Origin of the sequence: Rhizobium sp. K102 (assembly GCF_022385315.1) — a bacterium.
GTDB lineage: Bacteria > Pseudomonadota > Alphaproteobacteria > Rhizobiales > Rhizobiaceae > Rhizobium > Rhizobium croatiense.
Genome location: NZ_CP092438.1, coordinates 260,588 through 284,803, shown reverse-complemented (window position 1 = coordinate 284,803; position 24,216 = coordinate 260,588). Strand labels below are relative to the sequence as shown.

The 24,216-nt window shown below is 61.7% G+C and carries 21 protein-coding genes and 1 pseudogene; 13 read left to right on the top strand and 9 right to left on the bottom strand.

Annotated features, from left to right (window positions below; all coding sequences use genetic code 11):
- Positions 1-98: 98 nt before the first annotated feature.
- Positions 99-884 carry a helix-turn-helix transcriptional regulator gene (locus tag MHI61_RS31945; RefSeq protein WP_239793471.1) on the bottom strand — a complete coding sequence of 262 codons (786 nt, stop codon included), beginning with the start codon at positions 882-884 and terminating at the stop codon, positions 99-101.
- A gap of 122 nt (positions 885-1,006) precedes the next feature.
- Here MHI61_RS31945 and MHI61_RS31940 point away from each other — a divergent pair, with 122 nt between their 5' ends.
- Positions 1,007-2,587 (top strand): ABC transporter substrate-binding protein, encoded by a 1,581-nt coding sequence (locus MHI61_RS31940; protein WP_239793470.1) that lies wholly within the window; start codon positions 1,007-1,009, stop codon positions 2,585-2,587.
- 17 nt (positions 2,588-2,604) lie between these two features.
- Positions 2,605-4,609 (top strand): annotated as a pseudogene (locus MHI61_RS31935) (CocE/NonD family hydrolase).
- 510 nt (positions 4,610-5,119) lie between these two features.
- On the opposite strand, the gene MHI61_RS31930 reads toward MHI61_RS31935, so the two are convergent.
- Positions 5,120-5,812 (bottom strand): GntR family transcriptional regulator, encoded by a 693-nt coding sequence (locus tag MHI61_RS31930; RefSeq protein WP_239793469.1) that lies wholly within the window; start codon positions 5,810-5,812, stop codon positions 5,120-5,122.
- Between the two features lie 143 nt (positions 5,813-5,955).
- Between MHI61_RS31930 and MHI61_RS31925 the strand changes: the two genes are divergently transcribed.
- Genes MHI61_RS31925 through MHI61_RS31905 form a run of 5 tightly spaced genes read left to right on the top strand, consistent with a single transcriptional unit; the run spans position 5,956 to position 11,224 of the window.
- On the top strand, positions 5,956-6,960 hold the full coding sequence (locus tag MHI61_RS31925) for an ABC transporter substrate-binding protein (protein WP_239793468.1): 1,005 nt from the start codon (positions 5,956-5,958) through the stop codon (positions 6,958-6,960).
- Positions 6,961-7,017: 57 nt separating this feature from the next.
- The gene (locus MHI61_RS31920) at positions 7,018-7,836 is read left to right on the top strand and encodes an ABC transporter ATP-binding protein (RefSeq protein ID WP_239793467.1); all 819 of its coding nucleotides are present in this window, start codon (positions 7,018-7,020) and stop codon (positions 7,834-7,836) included.
- Between the two features lie 4 nt (positions 7,837-7,840).
- Positions 7,841-8,710: an ABC transporter permease gene (locus MHI61_RS31915; RefSeq protein ID WP_239793466.1), complete on the top strand. Its 870-nt coding sequence runs from the start codon at positions 7,841-7,843 to the stop codon at positions 8,708-8,710.
- 39 nt (positions 8,711-8,749) lie between these two features.
- The gene (araD, locus tag MHI61_RS31910; protein WP_239793465.1) at positions 8,750-10,486 is read left to right on the top strand and encodes an L-arabinonate dehydratase; all 1,737 of its coding nucleotides are present in this window, start codon (positions 8,750-8,752) and stop codon (positions 10,484-10,486) included.
- 12 nt (positions 10,487-10,498) lie between these two features.
- Entirely contained in the window at positions 10,499-11,224 is a 726-nt protein-coding gene (locus MHI61_RS31905; protein ID WP_239793464.1) for a ribonuclease activity regulator RraA, read from the top strand.
- Positions 11,225-11,267: 43 nt separating this feature from the next.
- Here the strand turns inward: MHI61_RS31905 and MHI61_RS31900 are convergent, their stop codons facing one another.
- Both MHI61_RS31900 and MHI61_RS31895 read right to left on the bottom strand, forming a co-directional pair.
- Positions 11,268-11,990 (bottom strand): response regulator transcription factor, encoded by a 723-nt coding sequence (locus MHI61_RS31900; RefSeq protein ID WP_064686541.1) that lies wholly within the window; start codon positions 11,988-11,990, stop codon positions 11,268-11,270.
- Between the two features lie 120 nt (positions 11,991-12,110).
- On the bottom strand, positions 12,111-13,355 hold the full coding sequence (locus tag MHI61_RS31895; protein ID WP_239793463.1) for a sensor histidine kinase: 1,245 nt from the start codon (positions 13,353-13,355) through the stop codon (positions 12,111-12,113).
- A gap of 276 nt (positions 13,356-13,631) precedes the next feature.
- Between MHI61_RS31895 and MHI61_RS31890 the strand changes: the two genes are divergently transcribed.
- The 6 genes from MHI61_RS31890 (at position 13,632) to MHI61_RS31865 (ending at position 19,642) form a co-directional block, all read left to right on the top strand.
- Positions 13,632-14,648 (top strand): ABC transporter substrate-binding protein, encoded by a 1,017-nt coding sequence (locus MHI61_RS31890; RefSeq protein WP_064686539.1) that lies wholly within the window; start codon positions 13,632-13,634, stop codon positions 14,646-14,648.
- A gap of 71 nt (positions 14,649-14,719) precedes the next feature.
- Complete coding sequence (locus MHI61_RS31885) at positions 14,720-16,171, top strand: sugar ABC transporter ATP-binding protein (protein ID WP_239793462.1); 1,452 nt, start codon at positions 14,720-14,722, stop codon at positions 16,169-16,171.
- The gene (locus MHI61_RS31880; protein WP_239793461.1) at positions 16,168-17,115 is read left to right on the top strand and encodes an ABC transporter permease; all 948 of its coding nucleotides are present in this window, start codon (positions 16,168-16,170) and stop codon (positions 17,113-17,115) included. Before MHI61_RS31885 ends, MHI61_RS31880 begins: the two co-directional genes overlap by 4 nt.
- The gene (locus MHI61_RS31875; RefSeq protein WP_064686536.1) at positions 17,112-18,062 is read left to right on the top strand and encodes an ABC transporter permease; all 951 of its coding nucleotides are present in this window, start codon (positions 17,112-17,114) and stop codon (positions 18,060-18,062) included. Before MHI61_RS31880 ends, MHI61_RS31875 begins: the two co-directional genes overlap by 4 nt.
- Positions 18,063-18,076: 14 nt before the next feature.
- On the top strand, positions 18,077-18,991 hold the full coding sequence (locus MHI61_RS31870; protein WP_239793460.1) for an SMP-30/gluconolactonase/LRE family protein: 915 nt from the start codon (positions 18,077-18,079) through the stop codon (positions 18,989-18,991).
- 195 nt (positions 18,992-19,186) lie between these two features.
- Positions 19,187-19,642, top strand: a complete 456-nt coding sequence (locus tag MHI61_RS31865) for a pyridoxamine 5'-phosphate oxidase family protein (RefSeq protein ID WP_239793738.1) — start codon at positions 19,187-19,189, stop codon at positions 19,640-19,642.
- On the opposite strand, the gene rbsK is transcribed toward MHI61_RS31865, so the two are convergent.
- Genes rbsK through MHI61_RS31840 form a run of 5 tightly spaced genes read right to left on the bottom strand, consistent with a single transcriptional unit; the run spans position 19,643 to position 24,148 of the window.
- Positions 19,643-20,572, bottom strand: a complete 930-nt coding sequence (gene rbsK, locus MHI61_RS31860) for a ribokinase (protein WP_239793459.1) — start codon at positions 20,570-20,572, stop codon at positions 19,643-19,645. It lies immediately after the preceding gene.
- The gene (locus MHI61_RS31855) at positions 20,569-21,030 is read right to left on the bottom strand and encodes an RbsD/FucU domain-containing protein (protein ID WP_183842021.1); all 462 of its coding nucleotides are present in this window, start codon (positions 21,028-21,030) and stop codon (positions 20,569-20,571) included. The genes rbsK and MHI61_RS31855 overlap by 4 nt, the downstream gene beginning before the upstream one ends.
- Before the next feature lie 43 nt (positions 21,031-21,073).
- Positions 21,074-22,102, bottom strand: coding sequence for a LacI family DNA-binding transcriptional regulator (locus tag MHI61_RS31850; RefSeq protein WP_239793458.1), 1,029 nt, complete (start codon positions 22,100-22,102; stop codon positions 21,074-21,076).
- Between the two features lie 16 nt (positions 22,103-22,118).
- Positions 22,119-23,030, bottom strand: coding sequence for a carbohydrate ABC transporter permease (locus MHI61_RS31845; RefSeq protein ID WP_064686393.1), 912 nt, complete (start codon positions 23,028-23,030; stop codon positions 22,119-22,121).
- Positions 23,030-24,148, bottom strand: coding sequence for a sugar ABC transporter permease (locus MHI61_RS31840; protein ID WP_239793457.1), 1,119 nt, complete (start codon positions 24,146-24,148; stop codon positions 23,030-23,032). The genes MHI61_RS31845 and MHI61_RS31840 overlap by 1 nt, the downstream gene beginning before the upstream one ends.
- Positions 24,149-24,216: the final 68 nt, after the last annotated feature.

Below are 24,216 nucleotides of genomic sequence, written 5' to 3'. Positions count from 1 at the left end.
CGATCAGACGCTGCGGACCAAAGCATCACGGGGATCAGGTTAATGGTAGGATCGGCACTTCTGCCATGCCAAGGCAGCATAACCGTGCAATCAGGTCCTCAATACTCTGCCGGCACCGCATATACTTCTGCAGACGGATCCGCAAGGAATGAGCGCACCGTCGGCGGCAGGCTGCGCGACGATAGCGGCAGAGGTCCACATCGCAAGAGAAGTTCACGCAGGTCCGGCTCGGCGCCGACATGTCGCCAGATCATCCGTGAGGCATAGGGCAGGTTTTCCCTTCGCCACGAAATCCCCATTGTCGTTCCGCGCAAATAGACACGCTGGTACTCGTCGAATGGCAGGAGGATCGTTTGTGACAACATGGAATTCGGGCCGACGACGCGCTCCGTAATGAATATGCGGTTTCGATAGAACGCCGCCAAACCCACATACTTCGAAAACTGCTGGATGCCGTTTCCAGGGTCCCGCAGACGCTCCATTGATTTAACATGCACCAGCCCGCCCTGCTCCATAAGGCGGCTGCACGAACAGACAACCATTCCAGGCCAGGACGGCGAGCGATGGTAGGTCTGGAAATAGCCGATATGGCGCCGGAGCGCGGTCAGATCTCCGGGGAACGCCTTTAAGAGTTCGGAATTTTGATTAAGGCCTAGGGTTGGTTTGCGAAGCCGCTCCCGAAAGAGTCTGGGAGCGAGACTAAAGTCGGCTGCGTCGAGATCGAAATATTTGGCGATGCGCGCCAGATTATGAGCAGAGGGTCTCGTCTGGCCGTTGATGTATCGATTGAATTGTTGCCGGTTAATATCGATCGCACGGCACAGATGCGAAATTGAACGCTGCGTGGCACAGGCAGCCTTGAGGTTGTCGGCCAGGTGAGGCATCGGCAGCTCCGTCTTGATACCGGCTAGCGTAAACTCGCTTAAAAATGCGTCAAGCCGCGAAATTGCGTGAGCCTGCCCGACCTCTAGGTTGCCTCTTACAAAACTGAAAAGAGGGAACTGTCATGACGCATCAAAAGGATCATTCTTTGCAGCTGAAAATCGACCGCCGCCACTTCCTCGGCGGCGCAGTCGCGCTGGGCGCTTTGCCGGCCCTCACTTCCGGTCTTCTGATGCCGCGCGATGCCCGCGCGCAGGAAGCGAAGCGCGGTGGTCATCTGAAACTCGGCCTCAAGGGCGGCGCCACCAGCGATGCGCTCGACCCCGCCACATACAGCGCTTCTGTCTTGTTCGTCATTGGCCGCCTTTGGGGCGATACGCTGGTCGAATCCGACCCCAAGACGGGTGCGCCCCTGCCGTCACTGGCGACTTCCTGGACGCCATCCGCGGACGCATCCGTCTGGACTTTCAAGATCAGGAACGACGTGCAGTTTCACGACGGCAGCAAGATGACCGTCGCCGACATCGTCGCGACACTGAAGCGCCATGCGGACAAGAAGTCGCAGTCCGGTGCACTCGGCCTGATGGCCTCGATCACCGGTATCGAAGAAAAGGCGGGCGAGCTTGTCCTGACGCTTTCGGAAGGCAATGCGGATCTGCCTCTCCTTCTCACCGACTATCATCTGATCATCCAACCCAAGGGTGGCGTCGGCAATTCTGCAGCCGCCATCGGCACCGGTCCTTACATTCTAAGGAACTTTGAACCCGGCGTTCGTGCTTCCTTTGAGAAGAACCCTGGGGATTGGCGCTCCGACCGAGGCTTTGTCGACAGCGTTGAAATCCTCGTCATCAACGACAACACCGCTCGCATTGCGGCGCTCGCCTCCGGCCAGGTCCATTTCGTCAACAATGTCGACCCGAAGACCGTCCCGATGCTGCAGCGGGCACCGACTGTCGATATCGTGCGGAACGCCGGCAAGGGCTTTTACTGCTTCCTGATGCATTGCGACGCGGCACCCTTCGACAACAACGACCTTCGCCTTGCGCTGAAATATGCCATCGACCGCCAGTCGATCCTGGACAAGGTGCTGGGCGGCTACGGAACGATCGGCAACGACTATCCAGTCAATTCTAATTACGCCCTTGCCCCGACCGACATCGAGCAGCGGCCGTATGATCCGGACAAGGCCGCCTTCCACTTCAAGAAATCGGGGCTCGACCGTCCGGTTCAATTGCTCACCTCCGATGCAGCCTTTCCAGGCGCCGTGGATGCGGCGATCCTATTCCAGCAAAGCGCGCGCAAGGCAGGCATCACGATCGACGTCAAGCGCGAGCCGGAAGACGGCTATTGGACCAACGTCTGGAACAAGCAGCCCTTCTGTGCCTCCTTCTGGGGCGGCCGCCCGACACAGGATTCGCGCTATTCCACCTCCTACCTTTCGACCGCGGAATGGAACGACACGCGTTTCAAGCGCCCTGACTTCGACAAGGTGGTGCTGCAGGCAAGGTCCGAGCTCGATGAGACCAAGCGAAAGGTACTTTATCGGCAATTGGCGCTAATGGTGCGAGACGATGGTGGTCTGATCCTGCCCGTCTTCAACGACTACATCATGGCTTCTTCGAAAACGCTGAAGGGATATGTGGACGACATCGGAAACGATATGTCGAACGGCTACATCGGCAGCCGCGTATGGTTTAGTGCCTAACTCCGCGATATATGAGCATGACGTCGCGCGGCTTCACCACCATCGAGAATGAATGGATCACGCTGAAGGACGGCACGCGGCTTGCGGCGCGCATCTGGATGCCCGACGGCGCCGAGCAGGATCCCGTTCCTGCCGTCTTCGAATTCCTGCCCTATCGCAAACGCGACGGCACCAGTCCTCGCGATCGAGTCGACCTATCCGGTGTTTGCGGCTGCCGGCATTGCCGGCGTGCGCGTCGATATCCGGGGATCGGGCGAATCCGACGGCGTCATCGACGGCGAATATACCGAGCGTGAGCTTGCCGATGCCTGCGAGCTGATCGCCTGGATCGCCGCGCAGCCCTGGTCGAACGGCGCGGTCGGCATGATGGGCATCTCCTGGGGCGGCTTCAACAGCCTGCAGGTCGCAGCCCTGCGCCCACCGGCGCTCAAAGCCGTCATCTCGATTGCCTCGACCGTCGACCGCTACAATGACGATATCCACTACAAGAACGGGTGCCATCTCTCCGCCCAGCTCTCATGGGCGGCGACGATGCTCGGCTACCAGTCGCGCCCGCCCGATCCGGCCCTTGTCGGCGAACGCTGGAAGGAGATGTGGATCGAGCGCCTGGCAGGCGAACCGTTTCTCATGGAGGAGTGGCTGAGCCATCAGCGGCGCGATGATTTCTGGCGGCACGGCTCGATCTCGGAGGATTTTTCCAGCGTCGAGATCCCTACGCTCGTCATTGCCGGCTGGGCCGACGGCTATCGCAATACGCCGCTGATGGCGGTCGAGGGTCTGGGCGAGAAGGCGAAGGCGCTGGTCGGCCCCTGGGTGCACAAATATCCGCACTTCGCATGGCCGAAACCGCGCATGGATTTCCATGCCGAAGCGATCGCCTGGTGGAGCAGATGGCTGCGCGGCGAGGACAATGGCATCGACCGGCTGCCGCAGGCGCGCGCCTATATTCTCGATGCTATCCGCCCGGCTCTCCGCCGCGACAGCGATCCGGGTTTCTGGGTGGCGAAGGACAGCTGGTCGCCGCCGAAGATGCATTGCTTCTATGTCGAGCAATTCGGCAGGCTGACGGAGGGCATGCCGATCCCGCATGCGCCGGAGCATCCCGTCTACCTGCGCTCGCCGCTCGACACGGGCACCGCCTCGGGCGAATGGTTCACGGTGAAGCCGGATGCGGAGCTGGCGATCGATCAGCGCCTCGACGATGCCGGCTCGCTGACCTTCCAGACCGCGCTGCTGGCTGAAGATCATGATTATCTCGGCCGCCCGGTCGTGACGCTGGCGCTCAGATGCGATGCCGAAACCGCCAATCTCTGCGCAAGGCTCGTCGACATCCATCCGGATGGCACGGCGACCCGCGTCTCCTTTGGCGTGCTCAATCTCGCTCATCGCAACGGCAATGCAGCGCCCGCACCGATGAGCAAGGGTGAACGCACGACTGTGAGCCTTACCCTGGATGCCTGCGGCTACCGCTTCCGCAAGGGGCACCGCATCCGCTTGTCGCTGTCGACGGCCTATTGGCCGATGGTCCTGCCGCCGCCGGAAGATCCGGGTCTGACGATTGACATCGCCTCCGTCGGCCTTGGCCTGCCTTTGCTTGGGACACATGAGCTCATCGATGTAAAACAGCCTGACGATCCCGATCCGCTGCCGAAATATATCGAACACGTGCCGGGCTCGACGAAGCGGCATGTCTTGCGCGATCTGTCGGCCGGCCTTACCCGCTATGAAATCCACGAGGATACCGGCCTTTTCGAACATCCTGGCACTGGCCTGTCGACGCGACAGCTTCGCGAGGAAACCTGGTCGATCGCGCGGGATGACCCGATGTCAATGTCCGGCATCTCGACATGGACATGTGACATGCAGCGTTCTGGCTGGTTCGTCCGCACGGTCGCGACGTCATCCATATTCTGTACGGCAAAGGACTGGATCATCAGCGCCTCGGTCATTGCCTATGAAGGCGAGACGGAAATTTTCAGGAAGATGTTCGAAGAGAAGCGCATCGCGCGCGACCTGATGTAGGTCAGCGCTGGCAGACAAATAACGTTGCCGCCGAGTGACACTCGGGTCCCATTGGTGTGTTTCGGCATGCAAATTTGGCTCTGACTTCACTTTTGATGAAATCAAGTGCTGGCCGATGTTGGTTTCACATAAGGAATCAGCACCATGGGTTATTCGCTGCGACCGTCGACGCTCGTTCCTCGCGGCTTTGTAGTCGACAATACAGCCGTTGATGACGAGGTAATGTTGATCGCAGTTCGGCCGGCGAGTAGAGCAAGCCCTTGCCCGGGAACAAGGTCGGAGCGAATCCACAGTTGATATCAACGACGCTTGGCTGACCTGCCCTTGGTGGGAAAGACCGTTCGGCTTGTCATTGAAGCGCGACGGTTCCACTGCGACGCTGTGCCGGAGGACGGGCTTCGTTCCTCATGCCGGCGGGTCCGTCTTCGTCTGGTTATGATAAGGTTTCGGATAGGTGCGGGAGCATTTCCTCTCGAAAGCTTGCTATGGCCAAGCTGACGCGCTCGACCTTCAGCCGCGAATATAATTTGGATACTGGGCTCGGATCACATCGATGATCGACAGCGTGCCCGAAAGATGTTTTCTGAGCGCCGCCGTTGCTGCTTCAGGCTTACCCGACGCGATGGCGTCGACGATTGCTTCATGGTCGGCGAGGACCGTCTGCATCTTGCCCGGCATCGGGAGGTTGAGGCGCCGCAACCGGTCGAGATGCACGCTCTGGCGCCGGACATTCGCCCAAAGCTGCAATATGCCCGCCTTCTCGTAGAGCTTCCGGTGAAAATCGCGGTCAATCTCGTCGAAAGTGTCATAGGTTTCCGGAGATCCAACCGCCTTCTGCCGCGCCAGGATCTCGCGCAGTTCCGCTGCCGTCTCAGCCGGCGTCTCCTCGGTCAGCCGCCGCACCGCCTCAAGCTCGATCGATAGTCGCAGAAACTGCGCCTGCCGCGCATGGTCGGTGTCGATCTTGGCGACCACCGTCGCATATTGCGGATAGACTTCGACTAGTCCTTCTTCCTGAAGCCGCATCAAGGCATCGCGCACAGGGGTCTGACTCACCCCGAATTCCAGCTGCAGCGAGGCGCGCGACAGGACCGTCCCCGGCGCAAGCTCCACCGTCAGTATCCTTGCTCGCAATATCTCGTGGATCTGCAGCGCCACCTGTCGTGACCGATCCAACTGGCTTTCCCGAACCATTCCGCTCATGTCCCTGCCCTGTTTTCGCGTCGTGCAAATCGACTAAATCACATTTTTTGGGTTGATGCACTGATGCATTAGTGCTTCAATGGCAAAATCCGCCTCGGGAAAGGCGGCAGAGGGCTGATGCCCGCATCCTTTGGGAGGACCAGATGCAAATTCTAAAACATTGTCTTGTGGCCGCGGCCGTGACGCTCGGCCTTGCCTCGGCGAGCCAGGCGCAGGAGAAGACCGCTATTTCCATTACCCGCCAGCCGGGCATCCTCTATCTCGCCAGCCATGTGATGGAGACGCAGAAGCTGATCGAAAAGCACGCGGCTGCCGATGGCGTGGCCGATGTGACTGTCGAATGGCGGACCTTCAGCGGCGGCGGCGCTCAGACCGATGCATTGCTTGCCGGCAACGTCGACATCGTCAATACGGGTACCGGCAACCTGCTTCTGCTCTGGGATCGCACCAGGGGAAAGGTGAAGGGGATCATCACCAGCTCCGCGCAGCCGGTAATCATGGTCAGCAATGATCCGCGCATCAAGTCGCTGAAGGACATTACGCCGTCCGACAAGATCGCCGTGCCGACGGTCGGTGTGTCGACCCAGGCGATCCTGCTGCAGATGGCGGCGGCGAAGATGTTCGGTGAGGACAAGGTCAAGACATTCGATTCCAACACCGTTCAGCTTGGACATCCGGACGCGGTTGCAGCAATCGCCAACCCGAACCACGAGGTGAAGAACCATTTCGCAGCGCCGCCTTTCCAATATATCGAACTGAAGCAGCAGGGCGTGCACAGGGTGACCGATTCCAAGGAGATCCTGGGAGGTGCGCTGACGCAAGCGACCTTCTTCACCACCACGACATTCGCCGACGCCAACCCGAAGATCGTCAAGGCGCTGCGCGAAGCGACGGAGGAAGCAGTCGCCTTCATCAAGAAGGACCCCAAGGCCGCCCTCGAAGCCTACAAGACGGTGTCGGGCGACAAGACCGGCCTCGATGATCTGCTCGCCATGCTGAAAGAGCCGGGCATGGACGAATGGCGTACCGACCCGCAGGGCACGATGAAATTTGCCGAGCACCTGCACAACATCGGTACGCTCAAGACCATGCCGAAGGCCTGGACCGACTATTACCTGCCCGACTCCGCCTATCTCCACGGCAATTGACGGCACCAGGGCGGCGGCGCTTTAGACCCGCCGCCCCCTCTTCAAGGAGTAATTCCAATGCTTCAGGCCATTGCCCGCACGGGCAACGAGACCGCACCGGCGGCCGAGAGAGAGCCCCTCCTCAAGGTCGACAATGTGACGCTGCGCTACAAGACCCCAAACCTGCTGGTCACCGCCACCGAGGGCGTCAGCTTTTCCGTCAGCCAATCCGACAGGTTCGTGCTGCTCGGACCGTCCGGCTGCGGCAAGTCAACGCTTCTCAAAGCCGTCGGCGGCTACATGACGCCGTCGGCAGGCTCGATCCATATCAACGGGCGCCAGGTGAAGTGTCCGGGCCCTGACCGCATGATGGTTTTCCAGGAGTTCGACCAGCTGATGCCCTGGAAAACGGTGCTTGAGAACGTCATGTTCCCGCTGCTGGTCGCCCGCAAGCTGCCGAAGGGGGAAGCGGAAGCATTGGCGCGCGAGTATATCGACAAGGTGAAGCTGACCCGCGCCGTCGACAGCTACCCCCACACGCTGTCCGGCGGCATGAAGCAGCGCGTCGCAATCGCCCGCGGCATGGCTATGCAGCCGGATATCCTCCTGATGGACGAGCCTTTCGCAGCGCTCGATGCCCTCACCCGCCGGCAGATGCAGGACGAGCTGCTCCAGCTTTGGGAAGACACCAAGTTCACCGTCATCTTCGTCACCCATTCGATTGCCGAAGCGATCAAGATCTCGAACCGGATCCTGCTCCTGTCGCCGCACCCGGGCAGGGTCAAGGCGGAAGTGGTGGATGTCGACAAGGTCAGCCACCAAGACGGCAACGCCGCAGCGCTCGAGCGTGACATCCATAACCTGCTGTTCTCCTCGGAACCCGGCCACAAGGAATAAAGCCATGTTGTCCGCAAACATCATTCTTGCGCCCGACGTCGAGGCCGCCAAACCCTACGACAACGTCAAACCGGTCGAACAGAGGCTCAGTACATTCGAAACGCTCTGGGGCATCGGCGCACTGCGCAAGACATTGCTGATCGTCATGCTGGCGATCGTCTGGCAGGTTTATGCCTCCTATCTCGACAATCCCCTTCTGTTCCCGACGCTCAGCGACACGATCATCACGCTGATCGACCGTTTCGCCGATGGCACGCTGCCAGCCCGCATCTGGACGACACTGCAGATCCTATTCATGGGATACGCGCTCGGCACGGTGCTCGCCGCACTCCTGACCGTGCTCGCCATCAACACCCGCATCGGCACGGATTTTCTCGAGACGATGACGGCGATGTTCAACCCGCTGCCGGCGATATCGCTGCTGCCGCTGGCGCTGATCTGGTTCGGCCTCGGCGCCTCCAGCCTCGTCTTCGTGCTTGTGCATTCGGTTCTCTGGGCGGTGGCGCTGAATACCCATTCCGGTTTCCTCGGGGTTTCTCGCACCTTGCGCATGGTCGGTGCGAACTACGGACTGACGGGCATTTCCTATGTGCTGCGGATCCTCGTGCCGGCCGCCTTCCCTTCCATCCTCACCGGCCTGAAGATCGGCTGGGCCTTCGCCTGGCGCACGCTGATTGCCGCCGAGCTCGTCTTCGGCGTCTCCTCGGGCCAGGGAGGCCTTGGCTGGTTCATCTTCGAGAACCGCAACCTTCTCGATATTCCGGCAGTCTTCGCCGGCCTCTTGACCGTGATCATCATCGGCCTGATCGTCGAAAACCTGGTCTTCCAGACGATCGAGCGCCACACCATCCAGAAATGGGGAATGAAGGAATAGCCGCGAAAACGGTTTTCCCCATCCCGAGAAGGTATCCTCATGACACACAGAAAAACGCCGGATACTCTGCGAAGCGCGCGATGGTTCGCGCCGGATGACCTGCGCAGCTTCGGCCACCGCTCGCGTATGATGCAGCTCGGTTATGCCGAGGAGGATTTTCGCGACAAGCCGATCATCGGCATCCTCAATACCTGGTCGGAGCTCAATACCTGCCACTCCCATTTCAAGGAGCGCGTGCAGGACGTGAAGCGCGGCGTCTCGCAGGCCGGCGGCTTTCCCGTTGAAATGCCGTCGCTGTCGGTCGACGAAAGCTTCACGAAGCCGACCTCCATGCTCTACCGCAACATGTTGGCGATGGAGACGGAGGAGACGATCCGTTCGCACCCGCTCGACGGCGTCGTGCTGATGGGCGGCTGCGACAAGACCACGCCCGGCCTCGTCATGGGGGGGCTGTCGGCCGGCGTGCCGATGATCTACCTGCCGGCCGGGCCGATGCTGCGCGGCAATTACGCCGGCAAAATCCTCGGCTCCGGCTCGGATGCCTGGAAATATTGGGACGAGCGCCGCGCCGGCAACATCACCGATGCCGAGTGGCTCGGCGTTCAAGGCGGCATCGCCCGCTCAGCCGGCACATGCATGACGATGGGCACCGCCAGCACCATGACCGCGATTGCCGATGCGATGGGCCTGACGCTGCCGGGCGCCTCGTCCATTCCTGCCGTCGATGCCAATCACCAGCGGATGTCGGCCGCCTGCGGCCGCCGCGCCGTCGAAATGGTCTGGGAGGATCTGACGCCCGAGCGGATCGTCACGGAAGCGGCATGCCGCAATGCTGCGATCGTCGCCATGGCCACCGGCTGTTCCACCAACGCCGTCGTCCATCTGATCGCGATGGCCAGGCGCGCCGGCATCAACCTGACGCTCGACGATCTCGACCTGCTGGGGCGGGTGACGCCGCTCATCGCCAACGTCCGCCCCTCGGGGAAGGACTATCTGATGGAGGATTTCTTCTACGCGGGCGGGTTGCGGGCGCTGATGAAACAGCTCGAGGACCGGCTGGACCTGACGGCCATGACCGTCACCGGAAGGACCATGGGCGAAAACCTCATCGGTGCCGAGGTCTATAACGACGATGTCATCCGGCCGCTTTCGAATCCGGTCTATCACGAGGGATCGCTCGCCGTCCTGCGCGGCAATCTCTGCCCGAACGGCGCCGTGATGAAACCTGCGGCCTGCGATCCGAGATTTCATGTGCATCAGGGGCCGGCGCTGGTCTTCGACAGCTATCCGGAAATGAAGAAGGCGATCGATGACGAAAATCTCGACGTCACGCCCGACCACGTCCTCGTGCTGCGCAATGCCGGGCCGCTCGGTGGTCCCGGTTTTCCGGAATGGGGCATGCTGCCGATCCCGAAGGCGCTGATCAAACAGGGGCATCGCGATATGCTGCGCATTTCCGACGCCCGCATGTCCGGCACCTCCTACGGCGCCTGCATTCTGCATGTATCGCCGGAGAGCTATATCGGCGGACCTCTGGCGCTGCTGAGAACCGGTGATATCGTCCGCCTCGATCTGCCCAACCGCCGGCTCGACATGCTGGTCGACGAGGCCGAACTCGTCCGGCGGCAAGATGCCTGGAAGGCGCCGGAGCCGCATTTCCAGCGGGGTTATGGCTGGATGTTTTCCCGCCATGTGACGCAGGCCGACCAGGGCTGTGACTTCGATTTTCTTGAAACGGGTTTCGGCAAAAGCGCCGGCGAACCGGATATTTATTGAGGAGGTATGAGAATGACCGATTACGTGCTGAGCGAGGCGACCCGCGCGAAGTTCAAGAAGATCTCCACCGCATCGATCGCCACCGCCCTCTTCAAGCGCGGCCTTCGAAACCAGTTCATCCAGGGGGTCGTGCCGGTGGCGCCCAAAGCCGAGGCGATGGTCGGACAGGCATTCACGCTGCGCTATATTCCCGCTCGCGAGGACCGCAATCCGATCACGGTTTTTCAAAACCCAAGTCACCCGCAAAGAGTCGCGATGGAAACCTGCCCTCCCGGGCAAGTGCTGGTGATGGATGCGCGTAAGGACGCAAGGGCGGCGACGGCGGGTTCCATCCTGATCACCCGGCTGGCGCTCCGCGGCGCGGCGGGCGTCGTCTCCGACGGCGGTTTTCGTGATGCCGAGGGGATCGGGGCGCTTGACATGCCGGCCTATTACGCCAAGCCATCGGCGCCGACCAATCTCACCTTGCACGAGGCGCTCGATATCAATGTGCCGATTTCCTGCGGCGATGTCGCCGTGTTTCCCGGTGACGTCCTCGTCGGCGACCGCGACGGCGTCATGGTCATCCCGTCCCATCTTGCTGATGAACTCGCGGATGAATGCACGAATATGGAAAGCTACGAGGACTTCGTCCTCGAGCAGGTCAAGGCTGGGGAAACGATCATCGGCCTTTACCCCTGTACCAAGGAAGAACATCAGCAGAAATACCAGGCCTGGCGAAAGGAAAACGGCCGCTGAATTAGCCGGGCGGGGCCGCGTTTCAATCGGCCCCGCCCCCGGGCTATTTTCCGTCGAGCCACTCCTGCAGCTCCGCCTCGGCCCGTTCGAGCGCGCTGTAATTCAGCAGTTTGCGTAACAACGCAACGGTCACGGCGCGGGCGCGCAGGTTGAAGCGGCCGTCTTCGTGGTCGTCGCCGGCCGCCTGATAAACGTCGAGCTTGTCATAGAGCTGCTGCAGCCGGTTCTGCACGCTGCGCAGCGACAGGCCACGGCGTTTGGCGATCGCACGGTCCGTCAGGCCGAGCGCGATATCGACGAGGATTTCGTATTCGGAATCGGTGAAGCCATTCGTCTGGCCGAGGCTCTTCTGCTGCAGGCCCCGCACTTCGCGGTCGATGACGCATTGGCTCTCGATGAAGATCGACCGCAGCGCAAGCTTCAGCCGCTCGTCGGACGCGGATTTCAGCACATAGCCATAGGCGGCGCCATCCGGCACGATGCGCGAAACGCCGCGCACATAAGCCTCGTCCGAATAGTTCGACCAGAACAGGATGCGTGTTTCCGGTCGCTCCTTCCAAATCGTACGCGCCGCCTCTATGCCGTTTCTATTGGCCATTTGCAGGTCCATGACGATATGCGCCGATTTATGGTCGCGGGCGAGCTTCTCGCCGGCCGTTCCATTCTCCGCCTCGATCACGGTATCGCATTCCGGCAGGGCCGCATTGACCGCCTCGTGCAGGTAGGACCGGTGCAGCGGGTCGTCCTCGACGATCAGAACCTTCATTTCGTCTTGCTCCTCAGTTTGGTTCGCCCGCCGGCCCATTTGGCGCTAGAGCATGATGCCGAAAAGTGTGAGCGGTTTTCGGACGACATCATGCTCTAACTCTCTAATTTAGAACAGGATTCAGATTTTAGACCGACCCGGCCTAAAATCATCCTGTTCTAGCGGCAGCACGACGCGGACCGCGGTTCCGCGGTTGTTGTGGCCGGGTCCCGTCGTGAAGCGCGCCGAGATCAGACGGGCGCGGGTCTTCATATTGTCGATGCCGCCGCCGATCCGTCCCCGGACCTTGGAGAGCCCTGTCCCGTCGTCGGAAATTTCGATCGACAGCTGTTCCTTGTCGGCCTCGAGCCGCACCATGATTGCCAGGGGCGCGGCATGGCGCACGGCATTATTGATCGCCTCCTGGGCGATCCGGAACAAGGCGACGCTGACGGTCGGTTCCAGCTGCTCCAGCGCGCCATTCGTCTCATCGGCCAGGCCCCATTCGATCGCCGATCCGGTGTCGCGCGTCGATCGGTCGAGATGATGCTCGATCGCCTGGGCGAGGCCGAAGAGCTGGAGAACGGAGGGTTTGGCCTGCTCGATGATCTGCCGCAGATCCTGCATGCAGTGCTGCAGCGATCGCGAAACTGGCTCCAGCGCCTCGGCCGTCACCTCGCCGTTTCGCGACAGCCGATCGATCCGGCGCGCAAGCCGCGTCAGGTCGGCAAGCGTCTGGTCGTGGAGGTCCATGCCGATCCTCTGACGCTCCTGCTCCAGCGCTTCTGTCAGTTTCAGGGCGCCTTGCCGCAGCCCCTCCTCACGGGCGCGGGCCTCCGCCTCCACGATCGCCGAGCGTTGCGCCTGTTCGGCCGTCTGCAGCGCGAAGAAATAGGGCGTCAGCAGATCGGCGATGATGCGGGCGCGCTCGATATCCTCCATCGTATAGACGCCCGCTTTGTGAGACGAGCAGGACAGCGCTGCAATGATCATGCCCTGCACCTTCATCGGGACATGCAGGCGGCTTCTCAGCGATTGTTCGACGATCGGCCGCTTGAACGCGCCCTCGAAATGGAAGCGCGGGTCCGTCATGGCATCGTCGGCAAGCAGAAAGTCGACCTCGCCCCACAGGAGCGAGCGAATGGGGCTGTTGACCACCGGCGCGCCGGCGATTTCGCCCCAGGCGGTCTCGATCCCGGTCTCATAGGCGGTGTGGTAATTGCCGCCCTCAAGCAGCACGCAGACGTCGAGATGATCGTGCGGGATGATGTGCGCGACCTCGGCCGCCACGGAGCGGATCGCCGAGCGGAAATCGAGCTGGCCGGCAAGCAGCCGGGAAATGCCGAGATAATGGTCGAACAGGGCTGCGGGTGCAAGTTGCAGCATTGTCAGTTCCTCCCCGTCACGACAGGCTCCTCAACCTGCCATGATCCTTTCCCAGTAAGCGCCGCGGAAACGCTGCCGTCTTGCGTAAACCCGCAGCTTGTTGCGCAAAACCCGCAAACGACTTGCCGCCTTGCCCCTGTACAGGCCTGCCGATCTCCCGCATCCTGCCCTTACTGAGAGGAGGAAGCTCAGTGCAAGAACAATTTTCACTCGGACCCTTGGGTCCAACGGGAGTGAAGCGATCGGCCGACCGGCGCGATCATGAGGGAGGAAGACATGACAATTCGTAAGATGCTTCTGGCATCGGCCGCTATTGCTTGCGCCGCGATGCCCGTTTCTGCCCTTGCCGACACTTCGGGCAAGAAGATCGCCCTTTCCAACAACTATGCCGGCAACTCATGGCGTCAGGCCATGCTGACGAGCTGGAGCAAGGTGACGGGCGAAGCCGTGAAATCAGGCGTCGTTGCCGCAGCCGATCCCTTCACCACCGCCGAAAACCAGGCGACGGAACAGGCGGCGCAAATCCAGAACATGATCCTGCAGGGCTATGATGCCATCGTCCTGAACGCCGCCTCGCCGACGGCGCTGAACGGTGCGGTCAAGGAAGCCTGCGACGCCGGCATAACCGTCGTTTCCTTCGACGGCATCGTCACCGAACCCTGCGCCTGGCGCATCGCGGTCAATTTCAAGGAAATGGGCCGTAGCGAGGTGGAATACCTGTCGAAGAAACTCCCGCAAGGGGGCAATCTGCTCGAGATCCGCGGCCTTGCGGGCGTCTTCGTCGATGACGAGATCTCGGCCGGCATCCACGAGGGCGTCAAGCAGTTCCCGCAGTTCAAGATTGTCGGCTCCGTGCATGGCGATTGGGCGCAGGACGTCGCGCAGAAGGCTGTTGCAGGCATCCTGCCGAGCCTGCCCGAAATCGTCGGTGTGGTGACGCAGGGTGGTGATGGCTATGGCGCTGCGCAGGCGATTGCCGCGACCGACCGGAAGATGCCGATCATCATCATGGGTAACCGCGAAGATGAATTGAAGTGGTGGAAAGAGCAGAAGGACGCCAAAGGCTACGAGACGATGTCCGTGTCGATCGCGCCCGGCGTCTCGACGCTTGCCTTCTGGGTGGCCCAGCAGATCCTCGACGGCAAGGAGGTCAAGAAAGATCTCGTTGTGCCCTTCCTGCGGATCGACCAGGACAACCTCGAAGCCAACCTCGCCAATACCCAGGCCGGTGGTGTCGCCAACGTTGAGTACACGCAGGCGGATGCGATCAAAGTCATCGAGTCGGCAAAATAATCTCCCGGCGAATGCCGCGCGGCCGCAAATGGCCGTGCGGCATTCCTTGCGATCAGGTGTGGCGGGCTAGCATGGATGACGTTTTGAAGGCGATGATCGCCGTCGAAGACGCCAAGGTGAGCTTCGGCGCCGTCCGGGCGCTCGATGGCGTCACGCTCCGCGTCATGCCGGGCGAATGCGTCGGCCTGGTCGGGCACAACGGCGCCGGCAAATCGACGATCGTCAGCGTGATCAATGGCGGGCTGACGCCGCATGAGGGAAGCGTGGCGAGTGATGGCGAGCGGCTGGAGCGTTACGGCATCAACGCCGCGCGCGCTCGCGGCGTGCGCTGCGTATTCCAGGAACTGTCCCTCTGCCCCAACCTCTCCATCGCGGAAAATACGCGCATCATGCACCGCCATCTCGGCGGTTTCGGCTGGCGCAGGCGGGCGGCGGGGATTATCGAGAAAAGCCTCGACGCCGTCTTTCCCGGCCACGGCATCGACAGCGGCCGCGCCGTCGGGGATCTTTCGATCGCCGAGCGGCAGATGGTCGAGATATCAATGGCCTTTTCCGATGCCGGTATTGCGCCGCGGCTGGTGATCCTCGATGAACCGACCTCGTCGCTCGACGCAAGCCTCGCCGGCCAGATGCTGGATCATGTCCGCCGCTTCGTCGCCGCCGGCGGCTCCGTCATCTTCATCTCGCATATCCTGCACGAGATCCTCGAAACCGCCGACCGCATCATCGTCATGAAGGACGGCCGCGTCGTTGCCGAACGTCCGGCGCGCGAATTTGACCATCATGGCCTTGTGGAGGCCATGGGCACCGTTGCGAGGGAAGACACCGGCGATCGCCCGGCGCGCGTACAGTCCGACGCCCCTCTCATTCTGTCGCATCAGACGGCAGGCCGGCCTTTCGCCGCCCGCAAGGGCGAAATCATCGGACTGGCGGGTCTGGCCGGCCACGGCCAGACCGAACTTCTCCTCGCCTTGCATGCCGCCCAGGCCGGCAACTGGCTGCCCGAACGCGATCCGCTCGTCACTTTCGTCGCCGGCGACCGCCGACTCAACGGTGTCTTCGAACTGTGGAGCGTCCTGCGCAATTTTTCGATCGCCTCGCTCGGCGATCTGTCGCGACGGGGGCTCATCCTCGCGGACGCAGAGCAGACGAAGGGCGCCGACTGGAAGCGGCGGATCGAAATCCGCACACCCGACATGGCGAACCCTATCCTGTCGCTTTCCGGAGGCAACCAGCAGAAGGTGCTGTTTGCGCGCGCGCTTTCGACGCATGCGCCGGTCGTTCTGATGGACGACCCGATGCGCGGTGTCGACGTCGGAACCAAGCAGGAAGTCTATGCTATCATTCGCGAGGAAGCCTCGCGCGGGCGCACTTTCATCTGGTATTCGACCGAGATGGACGAGGTTCGCCTCTGCGACCGCGTCTACGTCTTCCGCGAAGGCCGTATCACCGCGGAACTCGCCGGCGATGCCGTCAACGAGACGAACATCATCGCAGCCTCTTTCGAAGGGGTCGCCGCATGACATTCCGGCTCTCCTCGGACGCGATGCGTCTTGCCATTCCCGCCCTGTCGCTGACCCTGCTGCTTGGCTCCGTCTTCTGGCTGCAGCCGCGCGCCATGAGCTATGTCGGGCTCAACCTGCTGTTCAATCTGGCCGTGCCGATCGCGCTGGCAACGATCGCCCAGATGCTTGTCATGGCCGTCAACGATCTCGATTTGTCGATGGGCACCTTTGTCAGCTTCGTCGCCTGCGTCAGCGCCACGTTTCTGCGCGATACCCCTGTCATCGGAATCCTGATCCTCGCCGGCGCGATTGCGGCCTATGCGGCGCTCGGCGTCGTCATCCATCTGCGCAATCTGCCATCCATCGTCGTGACCCTCGGCATGAGCTTCGTCTGGGGCGGCCTTGCCGTCATGCTGCTGCCGGCGCCGGGCGGGCAGGCGCCGGACTGGGTACGCTGGCTGATGACCGTCAAGCCGCCGCTGGCGCCGATGGCGATCGTTGCGAGCATCGTCATTGCCGCCGTCGCCCATCTTCTCGTCAGGCGCTCCTCGCTCGGTGTGCTGATCCGCGGCATCGGCGGCAACCAGCGCTCGGTCGAACGCGCCGGCTGGTCGATCGTCGCCGCCCGCGCCGCCGCCTATGGGCTCGCCGGTGTCTTCGCCGTGCTTGCCGGTATCGCCCTCGTCGGCCTCACGACCTCGGCCGACGCCAACATCGCGCTGCGCTACACGCTTCTGTCGATCGCCGGCGTCATCCTCGGTGGCGGCGAGTTCATCGGCGGCCGCGTCTCTCCGATCGGCGCCGTCATCGGCGCGCTGACACTGACGCTCGCCGGCTCTTTCCTGTCCTTCCTGCGCATCTCGCCCGACTGGCAGATCGGCGCTCAGGGCGCGATCCTGATCATCGTGCTGGCGCTGCGCCTGATGCTGAACCGCCTGGAGAAGCGGGAGAAGCGCCGATGACGTCTCGCCTCAACCTTATCGGCAAACCCTGGATCTGGTCATGGCTCGCCGCCTTCGTCGTCTGGTTCCTGACGATCATGGTGACCTTCGGCGCCAGCACGCTTGGTCTGTCGCAGGCAGCACTTACCTTCGCCGCCTTCTCGGTCATCGTCGGCATCGGCCAGATGTTCGTCATCACGCTCGGTCCCGGCAACATCGATCTCTCGGTTCCCGCCACCATGACGCTTGCCGGTACCGTGGCGCTGAAACTGATGAATGTCGAAAACGGGATGATCCTGCCGGGGCTCCTCATTGCCATCGTCATCGGCCTTGCCGTCGGCATCGGCAACTATGTGCTCATCAAGGCGCTCAGGATTCCGCCGATCATCGCCACGCTGTCCATGAGCTTCATCGTGCAGTCCGCGGCGATCTGGACGAACCGCGGACTGCGCATCAAACCCCCGAGCTTGCTTGCGGAATTCACCACGTCGAACACGCTCGGCATTCCGAACGTGGCGATCGTCGCTCTGCTGATCTCGCTGATTGCCTGGTTCCTGCTTGAGAAGACGATCTACGGTCGCTGGATCTCGGCAATCGGCCAGAGCATGCCGGCTGCGCGCATGGCCGGCATACCGGTCGACGGCACGCGCTTCGTCACCTACCTCTTCTGCGCCGTGCTCGCTTCCGTCGCGGGTTATCTGCTTGCCTGCTTCTCCGGCGGCGCGGCGCTCAACATGGGCTCGGAATATCTGCTGACCTCGATTGCCGTCGTCGTGATCGGCGGCACGGCGGTCGCCGGCGGCGATTCCAACGTACCCGGCATCTGGGGCGCATCGCTCTTCATGTTCCTGGTTGTTTCCATGCTCAACACCTACGGGCTCGGCGCCGGCATCCGCCTCATCATGACCGGCCTCATCATCATCAGCGTCATCATGCTTGCCGGCGGCCGGCGGGCCGGTATGCGATAAACGGAAAGACCACCATGGCAGAGGCCAGCATTTACGAAATTCACGCCCCCCGCTTCCGGCAGATGATCGTGACGAGCGCCGGTCTCGACGAACTCTATTCCGGCTGCCGCTGGGCGGAGGGTCCCGTCTGGTTCAACGATGCCAACCAGCTTCTATGGAGCGACATTCCCAACCAGCGCATGCTGCGGTGGACGCCCGAGGGCGGCGTCTCCGTCTACCGGCACCCGTCCAACTTCGCCAATGGCCACACGCGCGACCGGCAGGGGCGGCTAATCTCCTGCGAACATGGCGGGCGCCGGGTGACGCGCACCGAGATCGACGGCTCGATCACCGTGCTTGCCGACCGTTTCGAGGGTGCGAGGCTCAATTCGCCGAACGATGTGGTGGTGAAGTCGGACGGCACGATCTGGTTCACCGATCCCACCTACGGCATCATGTCCGACTATGAAGGCTATCGGGCCGAGCCGGAGCAGGCGACGCGCAATGTCTATCGCCTCGATCCGGCGACCGGCGAGCTTACGGCTGTCGTCACGGATTTCACTCAGCCGAATGGCCTCGCCTTTTCGCCCGATGAGACGGTGCTCTATGTTGCGGATTCGGCAGCAAGCCACGATGAACACCTGCCGCGTCACATTCGCGCCTTCGACGTCGTCGGCGGCAGCATGCTCGCCAACGGCCGCGTCTTCTGCCACATCGATAATGGCATTCCTGACGGTATTCGCACTGACGTGAACGGGAACCTCTGGTCCAGTGCAGGTGATGGCGTGCATTGCTTCGATCCGACGGGAAAGCTGATCGGCAAGATCCGCGTGCCTCAGACCGTCGCGAACCTCACCTTCGGCGGCCCCAGACGCAACCGGCTGTTCATCGCCGCGACACGGTCGGTTTATTCGGTATATGTCGCCACGGCCGGCGCTCAGAGGCCGTGAGCTTGCCGCGCCGATTTAGCGGAGATTGACACATCGGATGCGCGTCTCGACGCAGGCGCTTCGAAGAGCCGCACTCGCGGCGAACTTTCTCATTCGGCGTGGAATCGGACATCAGTTGTTTTGGCGATCATGCCTTGCCGGAACAATCAGCGAGCCTGCTCGCTATTTCCCCACATTCAAACATGGGAGATGACAATGGCGTCCATAACACTCGAAGACCTCTCTTCGCACCTGAAGAAGATCGACTTCTGCATGTTTTCGACGAATGCCGGATCCGGCCGGATCTCAACTCGCCCAATGAGCAACAATGGCGACGTCGAGTACGACGGAGATTCGTGGTTCTTCTCCTACGAGGACAGCCGCAAGATTGCCGAGATCGAAAGCGCGGAGAACGTGTCCCTAACGTTTGCGGCTCCTCCCGGCCTCTTTGGCAAACCCGGCATCTTCATCGCAATCGACGGCGTCGCTTCTCTGGTGCGGGACAAGTCAGTCTTTGAAAAACACTGGATTGCCGATCTCAAGCGCTGGTTTCCCCACGGGATCGACACCCCGGGTATCGTCCTGATCAAGGTGTCGGCGGTCTCAATTCAATATTGGGACGGCGAAGAGAATGGTAAAATCACCCTCGCCGGCTCCGACCCGCGCTCTTAATCATGAGGACCGCAGCAAGGTGTCGATCTCGGCGCGCGAAGGCATGGCGGGGGCCGTGCCTGGCCGGGTCACGGCGATTGCCGCGGTCGCGCAGCCGAAACGGACGGCCTCGATCGGCGCTTGTCCTTCGGAGATCGCCGTGGCGAAGCCACCGAGGAAAGCATCTCCGGCCCCTGTCGTGTCAATGACGTTGCCCGCCGAAAAAGCAGACACAAGCTGGCTCTGCCCGGTGGTGTGGTACAGCGCGCCTCGTGCGCCGAGCGTGATGATCACCGCTCTCGCTCCGCGATCCAGCAGTGTGCTGGCCGCCGCACGCGCCTGCTCATCCGTTTCGATTGCATGTCCCACCAATTCGGCTGCCTCGACCTCGTTGGGGACAATGAAATCGCACAGGCTATAGATACTGTCCGGTATGGCGTGGGCGGGCGCCGGGTTAAAAATGGTCGTGGCCCCTGCCCTTTTGGCCATCGACAACCCATGCATGGCGGCCTCGAGCGGCTGTTCGAGCTGGGTCATGAAGATGGCGGCGCTTTCGATCTCCGCCCGGTTCGCATCGACATCCTCGATGCCGATGAGGCCCGCCGCGCCCGGTGCGACGATGATGGCATTGTCGCCGCTCACCTCGTCGACGAAGATGAAGGCGGCGCCGCTGGAAACGCCGTCCATCTTCATCACATTGGCTTTGACGCCCGCCTCCGAATAGGCTGAAAGCGCCATCGCACCGAACGGGTCGTTGCCGACCCGTGAAATGAACGTCACCTTGCCGCCCGCCTTTGCCGCCGCAATTGCCTGATTGGACCCCTTGCCTCCCGGCCCGAGCGTGAAACCGGAGCCCATCAGCGTCTCGGCAATATGGGGCAGGCGCTTTGCCTTATAGGCAGTGTCGGCAGCAAAAATGCCTAGGATGACGATCCCGCTTTTCTCGCTCATCGGACCGCCTCCTCCGCCGGAATGACGCCCTTGGTCAGAAGGAAGCATCCATAGAACCGCAGTTCCCCCGTTGCGATCACGCAATAGGCCTGCTTCGCAATGTCGTAGAAGGCCATGCGTTCGACGGGATACATCGGCGACGGCTTGCCCTCGGCGCGATCGACAATCGCCTGGACTTCCTGCTGAATCGGCGGAATTTCATCGGGCTTGCCGATCACTTCCATGCGGCCCACCGACGGCTGGATCGGTGTGTCCAGCGGCAAGACCGACAGGACCGCGTCGATCGCCTGCGGCGCGGGAATGTTTTCCATGGTCAGCAATTTACCCAGACGCGTCTGGCGGGCAATTGAATCCGATGGAAAATTCATATCGGAGATGACGAGATAGTCGCCGTGTCCCATGTTGCAAAGTGCTTGCAGAATGTCGCCGTTGAGCTCGGCCCGAATTCCTTTGAGCATTGATCTTCCATCCTTTTCTCGTCGCCGGAGCACCGGCCGTGCCTCAATTGGTATGTCCTGTTATATTCGCTTTGGGTTGCGGGCATGGGCCGCTGGAACCGCGCACGATCAGCGATCCGTCGACCGTTTCGTCTGCCGTGCCCGGCGGCTCCTCGAGCAGTAGACTGACCGCGCGCCGTGCCAGCATGTCGGCCGGCTGGCGTATGGTCGTCAGCCGCGGCACCACCAGATTGGCGAGCGAAATGTCATCGAAACCGGTGACGGATAGTTTTCGCGGCACGTCGATCTTGAGGTCGCGGGCCGCGCGTAATGCCCCGATAGCCTGCTGGTCGCTGGCGGCCGCGATCGCCGTCGGCCGGTCCTGCGCCGGGCGCGAAAGCAGGTTGCGGGCAATTCTTTCGCCGGACTCGTAGTCGAACCGGCCATAAGCGATTTCCAGCTCAACGGCCTCGCCGGTCTTGGCGAATCCGTCCATGCGGCTGACGAAGGCCTCCTTGCGCATGCGCCCTGCTTCGGTGTCGGTCGGGCCGGCAATATAGGCAATGCGCCGGTGCCCCAACCCATAGAGATGATCGGCAATCAGCGTGGCCGCCTGCGCATGGTTAGTCGATACGAGGGGAAAGGTGCCGAAGCGCCGGTCGAGCGATATGACCGGGACCGAAGCGGGCAGCTCAAGACCGGAACCGTCGCTCGAAGCCACGACGATGATGCCGCGCACCGCCCGGTCGAGAAAGGCTGAAACGTGGCTCTGCTCCGCCTCGCTGTCGTTATGCGAGCTTGCCAGCATCAGGCTGTGACCGCATTCGAGCGCCGCCCGCTCGACGCTTGCCGCAAGCTGCGCAAAAAAGGGATTGGTGATGTCGGGAACGACGAGGCCGATGACGTCGGTTCTGCTGGTGCGCAGCGCTCTTGCGGTGACGTTCGGCCGGTAGCCAAGCGCCGAAATGGCGTTGTTGACCTTTTCGCGCAGCACCGGTTTGACCGCGGCTTCGCCCGACAACACGCGCGAAACCGTGCCCACGGATACGCCCGCATGTTCGGCAACGTCCTTGACTGTCGGCATCTTCGCCATTTCTCACATCCCGCCGCTATTTTACGGCGCCCGCGGTCATCCCGGCGATGATATGCTTTTCCAGCACGACGCCAACGACGACCAGCGGCAGGATTCCGGCGGTGGAAAGGGCGGCCATCGACCACCAGTTGATGCCCTGGCTGCCTGTCTGGCTGGCGATCATCACCGGCAGCGTGTTGGTATTGGTGGAGGTCAGCAGCGCGGCGAAGAAATATTCGTTCCAGCACAGGATCAGCGCCAGCAGGAAGGCGGCCACCATGCCCGGCAGAACCAGTGGCACGATGATGCGGGCAAACGCGCCCCAGACCGACAGGCCGTCGACCAGGGCTGCCTCCTCGAGCTCCACCGGTATGGTGGCGAACTGGTCGCGCATGATCCACACGACGATCGGCAGGACCATCAGCGTATAGACGGCGATCATGCCGGCATAAGTGTCGAGCAGCGCCAGTTCCTTGTAGAGAACCAGGAACGGCAGGGCGAGGACGACCGGCGGCATGATGAGCTGCGACAGGAAGAAAAAGGAGATGTCGGAATTGCGCATATGGCCGAACTTGTACGAAAAGCGGCTGAGCCCATAGGCCGCCAGCGATCCGAGCACGACTGCAAGAGCAGATGCCGTGACCGAGATGATGACGCTGTTCCAGAGCCGGCGCATGAATTCGTCGCGCACCGTCGATATCTGTGAAATCGTATCGGGAGAGAGCCCGAGCGAGCGCCAGCCGAGCCAGCTGGGGGTAAAATTGAACCAGGGGATCAGATTGCCGCGCATGACATCTGCGGCTGTTTTGAACGAGGTCGAAACCGTCCAGAACAGCGGGAAGATGCAGACACATGCCCAGACGACGAGCAGGCCGTAGACGGCAAAACGCATCGCCCACCAGCGAATGCGCTGGCCCCGCCCGTATTTTTCGAAATCGATACGAACCATCAGAGCCTTCCTGTCATCCGCTTCACGATACGGTCGGAAATCTTCATCAGCCCCGTCATCCCAATGACGATGATCACCAGATAGACGAGCGCGAGCAGCGTCCCGTAGCCGACATTCGAACGGTCGCGGTATTCGCGATAGATAAAACTGGTGACGGAATCGGTCGCCCCGCCCGGGCCACCCGATGTCACGGTAATGATGATGTCGGCGAGCTTCAGCTTGAAGATAATACGGATCATCACCGCCGTGACCGACACCGGCAGCATGAGCGGGAAAATGACCTGCCAGAAGCGCTGCCAGCGTGTGGCGCCATCGACTTCGGCCGCCTCCAGCACCTCCCTAGACAGGGCCTGCAGTCCGGCAAGCAGCATGATCATCATGAAGGGAATGAAGGTCCAGGCATCCATGATCATGACCGAAAGCCGCGCCGTCAGCGGATCGCCGAAAAAGGAAGGGTTTTCCCAGCCGAGCCAGCGGGCCAGGCGCGCGATCGGGCCGAAACGAGTCTCCAGCATCGATTTGCCGACCATCCAGCTCACCGCGACCGGCGACAGCATCAAGGGGACGAGGAAGGTGACCCGCCAGAATTTCCGGGCAAGGATTTCCTGGTTGAGGAGCAGCGCCAGGCCGAATGCGATCGCATATTCCACGACGATCGCCAGGGAATAAAGGATCATGTTGAGTAGGGCGTTGGCATAGAACGGGTCGGCGATCATCCGTCGCACATTGTCGAGCCCGTTAAAACGCCGCCCGGCAGAAGATGCGAGATTCCAATCGGAAAAGCCGATCCAGAGCGCAAAGAGCAGTGGGAAGACCACCATCGACACGACGAAAAGCGCGGCCGGCAGAACAAAGAGCGCCTTCTTGCCGGCCTCTCCGTAAATGACGACGCGCGTGACGCAAAGAACCGCGGCCCAGAGGAAATAAGCATAGAGGACGGGTCGCCAGTTCGCAAAACCCCATTCGGTCCATCCCAGTTCATGGGCACCCTGCAAGACAAAGGACGCTATGAACCATGCAGCGCTGAGCCACAGAGCCGCGCGGCCCCAGAAACGGCGGCTCGCGGAAATGGAGCCGGCTTCGACCGTGTGCAGCAGGTCGCCTTCGACTGTCGACATGATATTCCTCGCCCGGATAGAAAAGGCGCCGGCGGAATCGCTTCCGATCCGCCGGCGCGTTTGGTCAG